Genomic DNA, 13,244 nt, shown 5'->3' on the forward strand with positions numbered 1-13,244 from the left:
TAACCTTCCTTTTCTCTAACATTTACGAGTTAATAATCTGCCAGCGACAAAACAGCCCACTGCGGCACAAAGTGCAATTGCATAATATAAAATGTCCCGTTCTCTATCCGTAGCATAGGTCATAAGAACTTTATCTGACAGAGAATATTTTTCAATATAACTTTCCTTTGTCATTCCCTCTCTATCTGCGGCGTTATCAACAACAGACAGATCTTTTGCTATCTGTGCCGTAAATTTCGTATCCTCAAGATCTGTCATCGTCTGTGACAAGCCCGTATCTCCCTTCCGTGCTGGAATTTCAACAAACCACGACGTCTCTCCGATTTTTCCGATATAATAATAACCGCAGATCTCCTGTTTCCCGTTCACCGTATAAAAACCAGTAAACCGAAGATCCATATGCTCTACCTGAACATAGTCTCCAATCTGTGTCCGCCGAATAGATGCGGCTTCATCCGATGCATCCACCTTCTGTACCATAAAAGGATTCCGCCAGAATATCAGCCCGGCAATCATAAGGCATAAAACGAGCACACCACAACCGTACAAAATATATGGGATAACTCGCATGCCTCTTTCTGTGCAGCTTTCTGTCATTTGTTTTTCCATATTAATAGACTCCTATGCAGATTATGTATCCTATTATACTACACAGGAGCCTATCAGGCAAATGTTTATGGAAATGCCACCCACTTTTAAGGAGATGCAGCTCAAAAAAATGTAATGATATCCCACATTTGACATATAATAAGACTATCTAAGCATAATTATGCCACTTGTTTTTTATCGCAGAGAAAAATGGGAAAATTAAAAAGAAATGAATTAGAAGGTCAGGCACATTATCCTAGAAATCTTATATATTTTATTATATCAAAGGAATTTTTTCGGTTCAACGCTAATGTTTCGACACCATTTTCGTAAAATTTAATATTTTAATGTCTTTACAGTTTCTTTGGCTATGGGTATACTGTAGATAAACTCAATCCGGCATTGAAAGGAGTGATTTCCATGAAGATTGAGAAACTGAATGAAAACCAGATTCGCTGTACATTGAATAAAGATGATCTTGCCAAGCGCCAGATCAAATTAAGTGAACTTGCTTACGGTTCTGATAAGGCCAAACGGCTTTTTCGTGATATGATGATTCAGGCTTCTACGGAAGTAGGCTTCGAAGCGAATGATATCCCATTAGTCATCGAAGCAATTCCTGTATCCAGTGACTGCATCGTATTGATCGTGACAAAAGTTGAAGATCCGGAAGAACTTGATACCCGCTTCTCCAAGTTTTCACCGACCAATATTTCTCTGGATGATGATATCGACACGGATGCACCTTCCGAACAATCTCCTGCACATCACAGTGCGGCTGATATTCTGGATCTGTTCAAGAAGATCAGTGAAGGACTGCTTAACAAAGAAGCGGAATCCGACACAGCACAGACAAATCCAAGTTCCGACTTTTCCGCCAAACCGGAGGTATCCGCCCCTGTGGATATGACTAAGATCTTCCGTTTTGGTCAGTTAGACGATGTGTGCAGGTATGCTTCGATTATCTATCCGAGATATACCAGCCCAAACTCTCTCTATAAAGATCCGAAATCCAGAAACTTCTACCTTGTTCTTACAAAAGGTAATGCAAGCCCGGAACTCTATAATAAAGTTTGTAATATTGCTGTTGAATACGGAGAATTTATTCCAACTTCATCAACATCTGTTGCTTACTACAACGAACACTTTACCCTGATGATAAAAAACAGGGCTGTACAGAAACTTGCGAATCTGTAAAAAAAAACAGCGAGAAGAATCCTCTCTTCCCGCTGTTTTTTGTTTATACAATTACTTATTCTTTTCAAGGAAATTATTAATTTCTGCAACTAATGCTTCCGGATCAATTCCGTGTACCATAGCTGCTTCTGCAATCGTTTCTCCCTGAGAAGATGGACAACCCAGACAATGCATACCAATGCTCATTAAAATAGGTGCTACACCTGCATCAATTCTTAATAAATCGCCAATCATAGTATCTTTTGTTACCTGTGCCATGATAAAGCCCTCCTTCTTAAATTTTAATTACTGCTTATTATAATACATTCCTTCAACCTTTGCAAGAGTCTGCGTCAACCAAAAATCCTTCATCTTTTCTTGATTTTATACTTGTCTAATCGAGAGTTTTGTATTACAATAATGACGTACAACTTACGTACGATTATTATTTATACTTATAAGGAGGTAACTATCATGGCATATGTAATTTCTTCTGAATGTATCTCTTGTGGTTCTTGTGCAGGCGAATGTCCTACAGGTGCTATCAAAGAAGGAGACGGTCAGTTCGTAATCAACGCTGACGAATGCATCGATTGCGGAACATGCGCAGGTGCATGCCCAACAGGTGCTATTTCTCAGGCTGACTAATTGAGAGATTCAATTCTGAAATGATAAAAGTGAGGCGTCCAGGTTTTCCTGGCGTCTTTCTTTTTTACTCACCGCTAAAAAGTGCTCTTCCAGTATAAACTATCAGAGCACTTTTTTATTTACTTTCTAAATAATCCGAATCGTCGTTTATTCATCTTTGTAGGTGTATACGGCGGTAGTTTTGCGGCAGCCACTTCCTGGTACCCGCGCTGTCTTCCCCGAATTGTCTCATCCAGCTTGCGAAATCTGAGTTCTTCTTTTTCCTCCCGTTCCTGTTCCATTGTGTCCATCTCATTTAAAAGATGTCCCACAATAGCCTCTTCCAACCTTAAATTATTCTCTTGAAGTGCCTGAGCAACGATATTATCCATAATATATTTAAAATGGCGCATTTTTTCCTCAGAACTTACTCTCTGTGTATCCGATTCCACCGATATGGACACCGGTGATTTCACAAGTACACTCTCTTTATTTTCTTTTTCTTCCACCTCTTCCGCACTCTTTTTTTCATCATTCTCATAATTCTGCCGAATGTTATCCAGTGAAATAATATTTGTTTCCTCTTTCTGTCCGGACATAATCTCCAGAACATCCTTGATCGCCTTTAACTGAAGGCCTCTGTCCTTTAATGCTCGTATCTGACAGAAAATATCGATTTCACGCTGTGTATAATAACGATGGCCCATTTCATTTCTGGGTATTTCCAATGCCAGCTCATCTTCCCAGTAGCGCAATACATGCGATTCAACTTTTACCATTTTTGCTGCATCCGATATTGTATATCGCATCTCGTCCATAGAATACCTCCAATTACCTTCTCGTTATCTGACAATAAAATTATAGCAGACAGCCATAATTTTTCAATTTTACAGCCTAACAACTTGTCGACATTCCATTCTCAAAAAAAGAAAAAGCCGGTCGCTTTATCCGCTACCGGCTCTTCATTTGGTTAAAAATGCGATATTTTATCTTTTTGATTTATTGGCAAATTTTGTATAATTCGGCAGCCATACAAGCTCTACCGTACCAATCGGACCATTACGCTGTTTGGCAATAATAATCTCTGAAATATTTTTCTTTTCTGTATCTTTATTATAATAATCATCTCTATAAATAAACATAACCACATCCGCATCCTGCTCAATGGCTCCTGATTCACGCAGATCCGATAAAATCGGACGATGATCCGGTCGGGTCTCACAAGCACGGGACAGCTGGGACAGAGCAATGACCGGCGCATTGATCTCTCTTGCAAGCGCCTTTAAAGAACGGGATATCTCCGAAATCTCCTGCTGTCTGGAATCGCTTCGTTTACTTCCGCCGCTCATGAGCTGCAGATAATCAATAATGACAAGTCCAAGATCATTCTCCAGTTTGAACTTCCTGCATTTAGATCGAAGTTCTGAAATGGAAATTCCCGGTGTATCATCAATGATCAGTGGTGCCTTACTTATATCCCCGGCACTTTCAATAAGCTTTTCCCAGTCATTGGCACTTAAATTACCCGTACGGATAAGCTGAGAATCAACTTTGGACTCCATAGAAAGAATACGATTCACAAGCTGATCCTTCGACATCTCCAAACTGAAAATGGCCGTCGTCACATGATTTTTCACAGCAATATACTGGGCCAGGTTCAGAACAAAGGCTGTCTTTCCCATAGAAGGACGTGCTGCGATCAGAATAAGATCAGAGGGCTGAAATCCGGATGTTTTATAATCCAGATCATAAAATCCGGTAGCCAGTCCGGTAACTGTTCCTTTATGTTTTGCAGCCGCTTCAATACGGTCAATGACACTCAAAACTACATCTTTGATCGGTACAAAATCATCCGAACTTTTCCTCTGAAGAAGATCAAATATTTTTTTCTCTGTATCCTCAAGAATCTGATCTACAGGTTCTTTTCCCAGATAACAGGTATTGGCAAGTTCTTCATGGGTACGGATCATGCGCCTGAGCAGTGCTTTCTCCGCAACTACTTCCGCATAATTTTTAACATTCGCAGATGTCGGTACACCATTGATAATGCCGCTGATAAATTCCACACTGGACAGTTCCGGAGGCACATCTTTATTTTTCAGACGTTCCTGAAGCGTTACCAGGTCCACCGCCTTGTCATCCTGATAAAGTTCTGTGACAACTTCAAAAAGAATGCCATACTGCCTCTGATAAAAATCATCTGCACTGATAATCTCAGAAGCTGTCACAATCGCATCCTGATCCATCAGCATTGACCCCACAACAGCTCTTTCAGCTTCATCACTGTGAGGCAATATTCTCTTGATCAACGCTTCTTCCATCGCCATATCAGGCCTCCACTACCTTCACTTTCAATTCACCTGTTACCTGCGGATGAACTTTATATGGAACAATAACGGTTCCCACCATACGGATCGGTTCCTGAAGATTTAATTTTTTCTTATCAATATCGAGGTTAAGCTGACTCTTTGCCGCTGCAGCTATCTCCTTTGTAGATACAGAACCAAAGACTCTTCCGCCTTCACCTGTCTTAATCTTTACAGTAACAACTTTTTCTTTCAATTCTTCCGCAAAAACTTTTGCAGCTTCCAACTGTTCTTTGGCAACCTTCTCCGCATTCGCTTTTTTAAGCTTGAGATCGTTCAAATTCTTAGCTGTTGCCTCTAATCCAAGTTTTTTCTTCAAAATAAAGTTTCTTGCATAGCCTTCATTAACCTCTACAAGTTCACCTTTTTTTCCAAGCGCTTTTACATCTTCTAATAATATAACTTTCATCTATATCGCTCCTTCTCTTTGCATATTTAAAATTGTCCGTTTAACCAAAGCCATTGCCTGATTTTCGCTCATATTCTGAATCTGTGCTCCGGCAATCGTTCCATGACCGCCGCCGCCGATTCTCTCCATAACAAGCTGTACATTCAAACCGTCTGTGCCCTCCGTCGAGCGCGCACTGACATAAATGGTATCCTTGACACGCGTAAATACAAATGATGCCCGAATACCTGTAATATTCAGAAGCTCATTCGCAACCTGAGCTCCGACAATCGTCGGACTCTCAAGTCCTTCCGCAGGACATACTGCATAAGCCATGCCATTGTCCATACTCGCATGCCGCACCGCCTCTGCACGTGCACGATAAATCTCCATACTGTCTCTGAATGCCAGATGAACACGGGTAATATCCGCCCCGCTCTTTTTAAGAAATGCAGCAGCTTCAAATGTACGAACACCCGTCTTACTTGAAAAATTATTCGTATCGATCATCAATCCGGCAAACATGGCATCTGCTTCAATCGGCCGGAGTTTCACGCCGTCTGCAATATACTGCAGAATTTCCGCAACCATCTCACACGCAGAAGACGCATAAGGCTCAATATAAGACAGGACAGGGCTTTCTATGGACTCGCTGCTCTGACGATGATGATCGAGTATAACGACCGTCTTCGTACGATTCAAAAGTTCAGGTCCCTCTGTATAAGACGGACGATTGACATCTACAACAATGAGGGCCGTCTCCATATTGATAATGGATGCCGCTTCACTGCTTTTCAGAAACATATCCGGTTCATAATCCGGATTATTCTTAAAATTATTAATAATCGGACGGACAGATGTTGTAACTTCATTGATAACAATATGTGCAGGTTTATTCAAAGTTTTCGCAGCACGATATACACCGATTGCAGAGCCAAAAGAATCCACATCACCGATCTTATGTCCCATGATCACAACCTGATCTTTTCCCATAATAATCTGCTTCAGAGCATGGGCCTTAACACGCGCTTTAACACGCGTTCCTTTCTCAACCTGTTTTGTCTTACCGCCATAATAAGAAATCTTATCACCGGCCTTTACGACAGCCTGATCACCGCCGCGTCCCAGAGCAAGGTCAATCGCATTCTGGGCCCACGTATAAGATTGTCCATAGGAAATAGCATTCATTCCCACACCGATGCACAATGTAACCGACATTTCATTACCAATGTTGATCTCACGCACCTCATCCAGAATGGAAAACCTGCTGGATTGAATGGCTGACATATGTTTATGATTAATAACAAAGGTATATCTGTCTTTCTCAACCTTCGTAATGATCGCGTCGTAGGACTGCATATATTTTGTTATCTTACGTTCGATCAAAGCTGCCAGAAGCGAACGCCGTACTTCTTCCGTACTGCTCATGGCCTCCTCAAAATTATCAATAAAAATAATTCCCGCAACAAGCTTCTGTTCCTGATTCTCACGAATGTAACGACGAATATCCGTCTCATCAAACATGAACATGGCAATCAGAACATTCTCCGGATGATCAAACACCACCATATCATTATGCTCGGAAAAATCTTCCACATGCATACGGCAAAACTCTGCCCTGTAAATACGTTCCTCATGTATAACTTCAATACAACACTTCTCCTCCATCTCCTGAATCTTCTTGAGATTCACCGAAGGAAAAATGCTCTGAATATTGCGATGCACTGTAACATTACCTACTAATTTTGTCAGTGCGTCATTCTCCCACATCATCTTTCCGGAACTGTCCAATACGCCATAGGGTATTTCCAGTTCATGCAGGAGTTTTTTCTGTATCTGCCCGTACTGCAGTCCAAAATTAATCAACTCTTCCATAATTGCCGGTTTCGAATAAAAAGAAACAACAACTGAAAAAATAAGATGTACAAGAAAGAATACACCCATAAGCCCCCCGGCTTTGTGATCAATAAGGACAACACCAAGTGTCATGATTCCGACAATGATGTTCAGTATGATCGGCCATCGCAGATACCATTTTAAACGGCCTTTGACTTCCATATCATTCCTCATTATATTACCTCTTTTTCTGATCAATTCTCACAACACAGATAAAGCAACTTTATCATGTATTATATCATTTTAGTATCTTCTGGTAAATACTTTTCTCCGATTAAGATTTTATGGTATACTCTACCTGTACACAATATCAGGTTCAGAACATCCTTATCCTGATATTTAAATAAGAAAAGGAAGGTGACCAAAATGAGTCAAGTATGTATTTTTTTCGCTCCGGGCTTTGAGGAAATTGAAGCTTTAACTGTTGTTGATCTGATGCGCCGTGTCAATATTCCGATCACTATGGTCTCAATCACTGAGTCCTTAAATGTAACAGGAGCCCATGGTATTACAATTACAGCAGATTCACTTATGCGTACTATGGATTTTTCAAACACAGATATGCTCGTTCTTCCCGGAGGTGCTCCCGGAACATGTAATTTAAATTCCTGTGAACCTCTCAAAGAACTCCTTCGCGATTTTTATTCCAAAGAAAAATATATCGGTGCCATCTGTGCAGCTCCGATGGTACTCGGACATCTGGGATTTCTTGAGAATCGCAAAGCAACGTGCTATCCCGGCTTTGAAAAGGATCTGATCGGTGCAGATTATGTTGCGGTCCCTGCCGTGGTTGACGGACATATTATTACAAGCCGAGGTCTCGGAACTGCCATCGAATTTGCAGGTGAACTGATCGCGTTGCTCAAAGACAGAGCTGTATCGGATGCTGTCAAAAAAGAAGTTATTTATTCCGCTTAATCAAAATCACTTTTACAAAGGAGAAATCATATGTCAGACAGAGTTTCAAAAGCACTTGAAAACCATTCAAAAGGCTATAACTGCTGCCAGTCTGTAGCCTGTGCCTACTGTGATCTGGTAGGTATCAAAGAGGAAGATATGTTTAAAATAGGCGAAGCTTTCGGCCTGGGCATGGGATGTATGGACGGCACTTGTGGCGCTGTTACCGGAGCCGTTATTCTTGCCGGTCTAAAAAACAGTACAGCGAATCTGGATCATCCTGATTCAAAAGGAGATACTTACAAGCTGTCTGCAGCTATCATGAATAATTTTCAGGCCAAAAACGGCGCTACCATATGCAGAGAATTAAAAGGCGCCGATAAAGGCAAGGTCCTTCGTTCCTGCAATGGATGTATCGAGGACGCAGCACTTATTGTTGAAGATATTTTACATTTAGGATAAATGATAAAACAGGGACGGATCCACTAACAGAACCCGTCCCTGCTTTATTATTATAATGTTTTAGTCAAAATCCCTTTTCCTTAGCTCACCATTATTCAACTGGTAATACAGCACCTTCATAAGTAGATTCGATAAAGGATTTAATGTCATCGCTCTTTAACACTTCAATAAGTGTCTGAATGTCAGCTCTTGTTTCATCACCTTCACGAACAGCTACAATATTCGCATATGTCTGTGCTGCTTCAGAATCTGCTTCTTCTTTTGCCAGAGCATCTTTTTCAACACTGAAATTTGCCTGAAGTGCATAGTTTCCATTCAGTACAAGGAAATCTGCATCCTCTGCTGCTCTTGCAACCTGCTCTGCAGCAAGTTCGACGATAACTACATTGTAAGGATTCTCTGCAATATCATTAACTGTTGCATTTAATCCGGCATCTTCTTTTAATGTGATGATGCCATTTGCTTCAAGAAGGAGTAATGCTCTTGCTTCGTTTGTTGCATCATTTGGAACGGCAATCTCCGCACCTTCCTGAATATTGGACAGATCGCTGGATTTTCCAGGATAAATTCCCAGAGGCTCATAATGAATAGAACCTGCAGAAACAAGCTTTGTTCCCTGCTCTTCATTAAAGTTGTCAAGATATGGTGTGTGCTGGAAATAGTTTGCATCAATGTCACCAGCATCAACAACTTTATTCGGCTGAACGTAATCTGTAAATTCAACAACTTCCAGTTCAATACCTTTTTCTTTTAAAATATCTTTCGCTGCATTTAAAATTTCTGCATGCGGTGTAGGGGAAGCTGCAACTGTCAGTTTTGTCGTTTCTCCTGATGCCTGTGTTTCTTCAGCTGCCTGTGTTTCTGCTGTTGTCTCTGCCTTTGTTTCTGCGGCTTTTGTTTCTGTTTTTGAACTTCCGCATCCTGTCAGTGCTGCAAGGCAGAAGGCTGCTGTAAGTACGAATGCTAATCCTTTTTTCATAGTTCTCTCTTCCTTTCTTATTTAATCATACTCATCCGCTATGTTTTGTATGATAGGATATTTTTCTATATTTGTCAAGTCTTTTTACAATCTTTTCTATTCACCCGTTTTTTCTCAAAGCAGAAGCCCCCTGAGGTTGGGGTTAAATCTCAGGGGGCCCCTAATATATATTCAATTATAGCTTTTTATTTAAGCAAAATCAAATTTATGCTATTGGATTAAATCCTGCTAAAATTAATCCGCCGAGAATCAGAACTGTGAGTGCTGCATAAATAAGACAAGGAACTACATTCGATCTCATTAAACGTCCCTCTGCACCGATTGTACCACAAGTTGCACAAGCGGATACGATATTATTTACACATACCATGTTACCCATAGCACCACCCATAACCTGCATAGCAAGAATGAGCATTGTAGGAAGACCAAGTCTTAATGCTGCTGCATACTGTAATGTAGAGAACAATGTACAGGATACAGTTGCGGAACCGGAGATAAATGCTCCGATAACACCGATGATTGGTGCAACGATGATATATGCTTTACCAAAGAGATCAGCTAAACCATTAGCCATAACGATCAGCATACTGTCCATACCGCTGTTGTTGAACTGCGCACCGGACATCTTGAATAACTGAACCATCGCAATACCGAATAACAATGCGATTGCAGCACCGCCAACCATAGAGAATGTTGTCTTCCATGCTGCCTTAACCTGTTCGCCTTTCATCTTATGCAGAGGAATGATCAACAATGCAACAAGGATGAATGGAAGAACACCCGGGTTCCATGCCCACTTCCATGCCCAGTTAACTTCTACACCGAAGATATGGCTGATAGAAATTGCCCATGGAGCTGTTGTAACATTCAAAATACCTTTAATACCGATCTGTGGTATACGTGTTACTACAAGGATAACAGCGATAATACCATATGGTACCCAAGCCATAACAGGAGACATTGTTGTCTGAACCTTCATAGATTCATCTTCTTTAACATCCTGTGTAGATTTCCAGTAATCTGCCCATGTGGAACGTTCCGGGAATTCAAATTTGGACTTCGGAACTAAAATACCCTTCTGTGCTGCAACAACACAGATAACCAATGCGATCAGAGCACCGATCAGAGATGGGAATTCCGGTCCAAGGAAAGCTGCACAAATCAAATAAGGAATACAGAATGCAACTGCAGACATCAGAATGTATGGGATAACTTCAATTGCATATTTTGTGGATTTGTCTTTACCAAACATCTTAATCATCATAAATACAGTGATAAAGATGATAATCGGACAAATAATTGCACTAGGAATAGCAACCCACTTTGTAAGACCTAATTTCCATGCTTCATTGTCTGTGATACCTGCTGCTGCAAGTTCGGAACTTACCATGTTAAATGCTGTATTCGTAGGTGTACCAACAGCACCGTAAGCAACAGGTGTACTGTTAAGAATCAATGCACACATTGCTGCACAAAGTGGTGGGAAACCTAATCCGATCAGCAACGGAGCTGCAAGAGCTGCAGGTGTACCAAATCCGGCAGCGCCTTCGATAAATGCACCAAACATGAATCCGATGATAACCATCTGGATACGAGGGTCATCACTTACGTTTGTAAACATACGGTTGATAACACCCATACCACCTGACTGTTTTAACGTATTCATAATCAGGATGGCACCAAAGATAATAACGATGGTATCAATAGAACCTAAGAAACCTGCAATCGTCTGTGCTGCGATTGTAATAATATCCATCTTCCATGCTGCAAAACAAACAATAGCTGTAATAAGCCATGCCAGCGGAAGTGCGATCTTAGCCGGCCAGTTAAATCCGGCCATTACGATGATAGTAACAATAATGGGTATAAACGCGATTATAGCATACATGTAAAATCCTCCTTTTTAACCCCTCCTCAACCCCACTCAGGAGTTACTATGTTCACGAGTTCCTATTTATGTTTATGTTAATAATATTACAATCTTTCCGTTTCGTCAATAGATTTTTATACAAATAGCATAATTTTTTTATTTAATTTTATTATATTTTGTTAAACTTGTATCATTTTATATTTTTTTAATATTTTATTTATAAGTTTTTTCCATTTTTGTTTGTGCATTAAGTATGTTTTTATGCATTTTTTTATGTATTATTGCACATATTTTTATGCACATTGTCATTTTCCGAATCATTGGTCGAACCATTAAGCGAATATTTTTCTATTGGTCAGACCATATTACACAATCTTTTTTGCACTTTTTGTTATTTTTTTAACTATATTTTTCAATATAAAAAGAGAGAGGTCTGAAACCTCTCTCGATTTTCCCATTATAAAATATGCCAATTACTCTACGATATAAGGCATAAGTGCGATATGTCTTGCTCTCTTAATAGCAACTGTAAGTGCTCTCTGATGTTTTGCACAGTTTCCTGTGATTCTTCTAGGAAGAATTTTACCTCTTTCAGAGATATATCTTTTTAATTTATTTACATCTTTGTAATCAATTACAGCGTTTTTATCTGCACAATAAACGCAAACTTTTTTTCTTCTGCGTCCACCACGTCTCTTCATTGGAGAATCGTTTCTTTTTTCTCTATCGAATGCCATGATCATAACCTCCTAATCCTAATTCTAATTTATGGAATCTAACATTTAGCTGAAAGGCAATTCCTCATCCAGACCATCCGGAATATTCATGAATCCATCGCCTACCGGCGCACTTGGAGCTGCTGCCGGACGCGCACCATAAGCGGATGCTGACTGTTCACTGGCTGCTTTGCTCTCTGCAAATTCCTGCTCCTCAACAATGACATCTGTCGTATAGACTTTCACGCCATCACGATTCGTATAACTGCCTGTCTGGATTCTTCCGGATACAACGATTCGGATACCCTGTCTGAAATACTTTTCTGCAAATTCTGCACTGCGTCCGAAAGTAACACAGTTAATAAAATCCGCATCCGGCTCTCCCGCTCTTTTAAATGTCCGGTTTACAGCCAGTGTATATCTGGCAACAGCTGTCGGACGTTCGCCCTGAGAATACCGTACTTCAGGATCTCTTGTTAATCTTCCCATCAAAATAACTTTATTCATTTAGACTTACACCTCTTTCTGAAATTAAGCGTCCTGTCTAATGCATAAATATCTAATTACATTTTCCATGATGCGAACACGCTGTTCAACTTCATTTGGACAATTAGAATCAGATTCGAAAGTGATGAAATAATAGAAGCCTTCTTTCATCTTCTGAATTTCGTAAGCTAACTTTCTCTTACCCCATTCATCTACGTTTGTCACATTACCACCGAAACGTTCGATAATAGCCTTAACTTTTTCAATTGTTGCAGCTCTTTCTTCGTCTTCGATCTTAGTTGTAACAACAACGCATAATTCGTACTTTTTCATGCTGCTGCACCTCCTTCTGGTCTTCTGGCCCTTTGCTCCAGGCAAAGAGCAAGGAAATTTTAAAAACATATCACAAGTCGATATGATAACATAAAAAAAGACTTGTTACAAGCCCCTTTTTAAATTTCTAATATTTTTTTCTACAATTTTACGTGAAATCATAATCTGGTGATCACATCCAACACATCTGAGCCGGAAATCAGCACCTACTCTTAACACTTCCCACTCGAAACTTCCGCACGGATGTTTCTTTTTTAATTTTACAATATCTCCAACCTGAATATCCATCCAAACACATCTCCCAGATAATGATCCACTCTTCAGTATTTCGACTTTTTTGTATAAAAAAAGCGAGCTACTGAGGGGAATCGAACCCCTGACCTACGCATTACGAGTGCGTCGCTCTACCGACTGAGCCACAGTAGCCTGCTTTTCTATTATACCAAATTAATATATTTTG

General features: G+C 40.2%; 16 protein-coding genes and 1 tRNA gene. 4 read left to right on the forward strand and 13 right to left on the reverse strand.

Annotation, left to right across the window (positions count from 1 at the left end; genetic code table 11):
• Window positions 1–15: 15 nt before the first annotated feature.
• Window positions 16–609, reverse strand: a complete 594-nt coding sequence (locus QZZ35_RS00755) for a hypothetical protein (protein WP_291235707.1) — start codon at window positions 607–609, stop codon at window positions 16–18.
• 399 nt (window positions 610–1,008) lie between these two features.
• Here QZZ35_RS00755 and QZZ35_RS00760 point away from each other — a divergent pair, with 399 nt between their 5' ends.
• A complete protein-coding gene (locus QZZ35_RS00760) occupies window positions 1,009–1,785 on the forward strand; it encodes an adaptor protein MecA (protein ID WP_291235708.1) in 777 nt (258 codons plus the stop codon).
• A gap of 51 nt (window positions 1,786–1,836) precedes the next feature.
• Here QZZ35_RS00760 and QZZ35_RS00765 read toward each other — a convergent pair whose 3' ends face one another.
• Window positions 1,837–2,043 (reverse strand): DUF1858 domain-containing protein, encoded by a 207-nt coding sequence (locus QZZ35_RS00765; protein WP_291234383.1) that lies wholly within the window; start codon window positions 2,041–2,043, stop codon window positions 1,837–1,839.
• 195 nt (window positions 2,044–2,238) lie between these two features.
• Here QZZ35_RS00765 and QZZ35_RS00770 point away from each other — a divergent pair, with 195 nt between their 5' ends.
• Window positions 2,239–2,412 carry a DUF362 domain-containing protein gene (locus QZZ35_RS00770; protein WP_291235709.1) on the forward strand — a complete coding sequence of 58 codons (174 nt, stop codon included), beginning with the start codon at window positions 2,239–2,241 and terminating at the stop codon, window positions 2,410–2,412.
• A 119-nt stretch (window positions 2,413–2,531) separates the two neighbouring features.
• Here the strand turns inward: QZZ35_RS00770 and QZZ35_RS00775 are convergent, their stop codons facing one another.
• The 4 genes from QZZ35_RS00775 to QZZ35_RS00790 all read right to left on the reverse strand — a co-directional run bounded on the left by QZZ35_RS00775 (window position 2,532) and on the right by QZZ35_RS00790 (window position 7,215).
• Window positions 2,532–3,209, reverse strand: coding sequence for a helix-turn-helix domain-containing protein (locus tag QZZ35_RS00775; protein WP_291235710.1), 678 nt, complete (start codon window positions 3,207–3,209; stop codon window positions 2,532–2,534).
• 168 nt (window positions 3,210–3,377) lie between these two features.
• Window positions 3,378–4,712, reverse strand: coding sequence for a replicative DNA helicase (gene dnaB / locus QZZ35_RS00780; RefSeq protein WP_291234393.1), 1,335 nt, complete (start codon window positions 4,710–4,712; stop codon window positions 3,378–3,380).
• 7 nt (window positions 4,713–4,719) lie between these two features.
• Window positions 4,720–5,166, reverse strand: coding sequence for a 50S ribosomal protein L9 (gene rplI, locus QZZ35_RS00785; RefSeq protein ID WP_291234380.1), 447 nt, complete (start codon window positions 5,164–5,166; stop codon window positions 4,720–4,722).
• Window positions 5,167–7,215, reverse strand: a complete 2,049-nt coding sequence (locus QZZ35_RS00790; protein WP_291235711.1) for a DHH family phosphoesterase — start codon at window positions 7,213–7,215, stop codon at window positions 5,167–5,169.
• A gap of 192 nt (window positions 7,216–7,407) precedes the next feature.
• On the opposite strand from QZZ35_RS00790, the gene QZZ35_RS00795 reads away from it, so the two are divergent.
• A complete protein-coding gene (locus QZZ35_RS00795; protein WP_291235712.1) occupies window positions 7,408–7,959 on the forward strand; it encodes a DJ-1 family glyoxalase III in 552 nt (183 codons plus the stop codon).
• A 30-nt stretch (window positions 7,960–7,989) separates the two neighbouring features.
• Window positions 7,990–8,400 (forward strand): C-GCAxxG-C-C family protein, encoded by a 411-nt coding sequence (locus QZZ35_RS00800; protein WP_291235713.1) that lies wholly within the window; start codon window positions 7,990–7,992, stop codon window positions 8,398–8,400.
• 91 nt (window positions 8,401–8,491) lie between these two features.
• Here QZZ35_RS00800 and QZZ35_RS00805 read toward each other — a convergent pair whose 3' ends face one another.
• From QZZ35_RS00805 to QZZ35_RS00835, 7 genes are all read right to left on the reverse strand, one after another.
• Window positions 8,492–9,379: a MetQ/NlpA family ABC transporter substrate-binding protein gene (locus QZZ35_RS00805; RefSeq protein ID WP_291235714.1), complete on the reverse strand. Its 888-nt coding sequence runs from the start codon at window positions 9,377–9,379 to the stop codon at window positions 8,492–8,494.
• Between the two features lie 205 nt (window positions 9,380–9,584).
• Window positions 9,585–11,267: an L-lactate permease gene (locus QZZ35_RS00810; protein WP_291235715.1), complete on the reverse strand. Its 1,683-nt coding sequence runs from the start codon at window positions 11,265–11,267 to the stop codon at window positions 9,585–9,587.
• A gap of 455 nt (window positions 11,268–11,722) precedes the next feature.
• On the reverse strand, window positions 11,723–11,986 hold the full coding sequence (gene rpsR / locus QZZ35_RS00815) for a 30S ribosomal protein S18 (protein WP_291234610.1): 264 nt from the start codon (window positions 11,984–11,986) through the stop codon (window positions 11,723–11,725).
• 45 nt (window positions 11,987–12,031) lie between these two features.
• Entirely contained in the window at window positions 12,032–12,472 is a 441-nt protein-coding gene (locus tag QZZ35_RS00820; protein ID WP_291234611.1) for a single-stranded DNA-binding protein, read from the reverse strand.
• Window positions 12,473–12,496: 24 nt separating this feature from the next.
• Window positions 12,497–12,784, reverse strand: a complete 288-nt coding sequence (rpsF, locus tag QZZ35_RS00825) for a 30S ribosomal protein S6 (RefSeq protein ID WP_291234612.1) — start codon at window positions 12,782–12,784, stop codon at window positions 12,497–12,499.
• 105 nt (window positions 12,785–12,889) lie between these two features.
• On the reverse strand, window positions 12,890–13,072 hold the full coding sequence (locus tag QZZ35_RS00830; protein ID WP_291235716.1) for a DUF951 domain-containing protein: 183 nt from the start codon (window positions 13,070–13,072) through the stop codon (window positions 12,890–12,892).
• Window positions 13,073–13,137: 65 nt separating this feature from the next.
• Window positions 13,138–13,210 (reverse strand) — tRNA-Thr (locus QZZ35_RS00835).
• Window positions 13,211–13,244: the final 34 nt, after the last annotated feature.

Source organism: Frisingicoccus sp., assembly GCA_016298055.1.
Classification (GTDB): Bacteria; Bacillota; Clostridia; order Lachnospirales; family Lachnospiraceae; genus Frisingicoccus.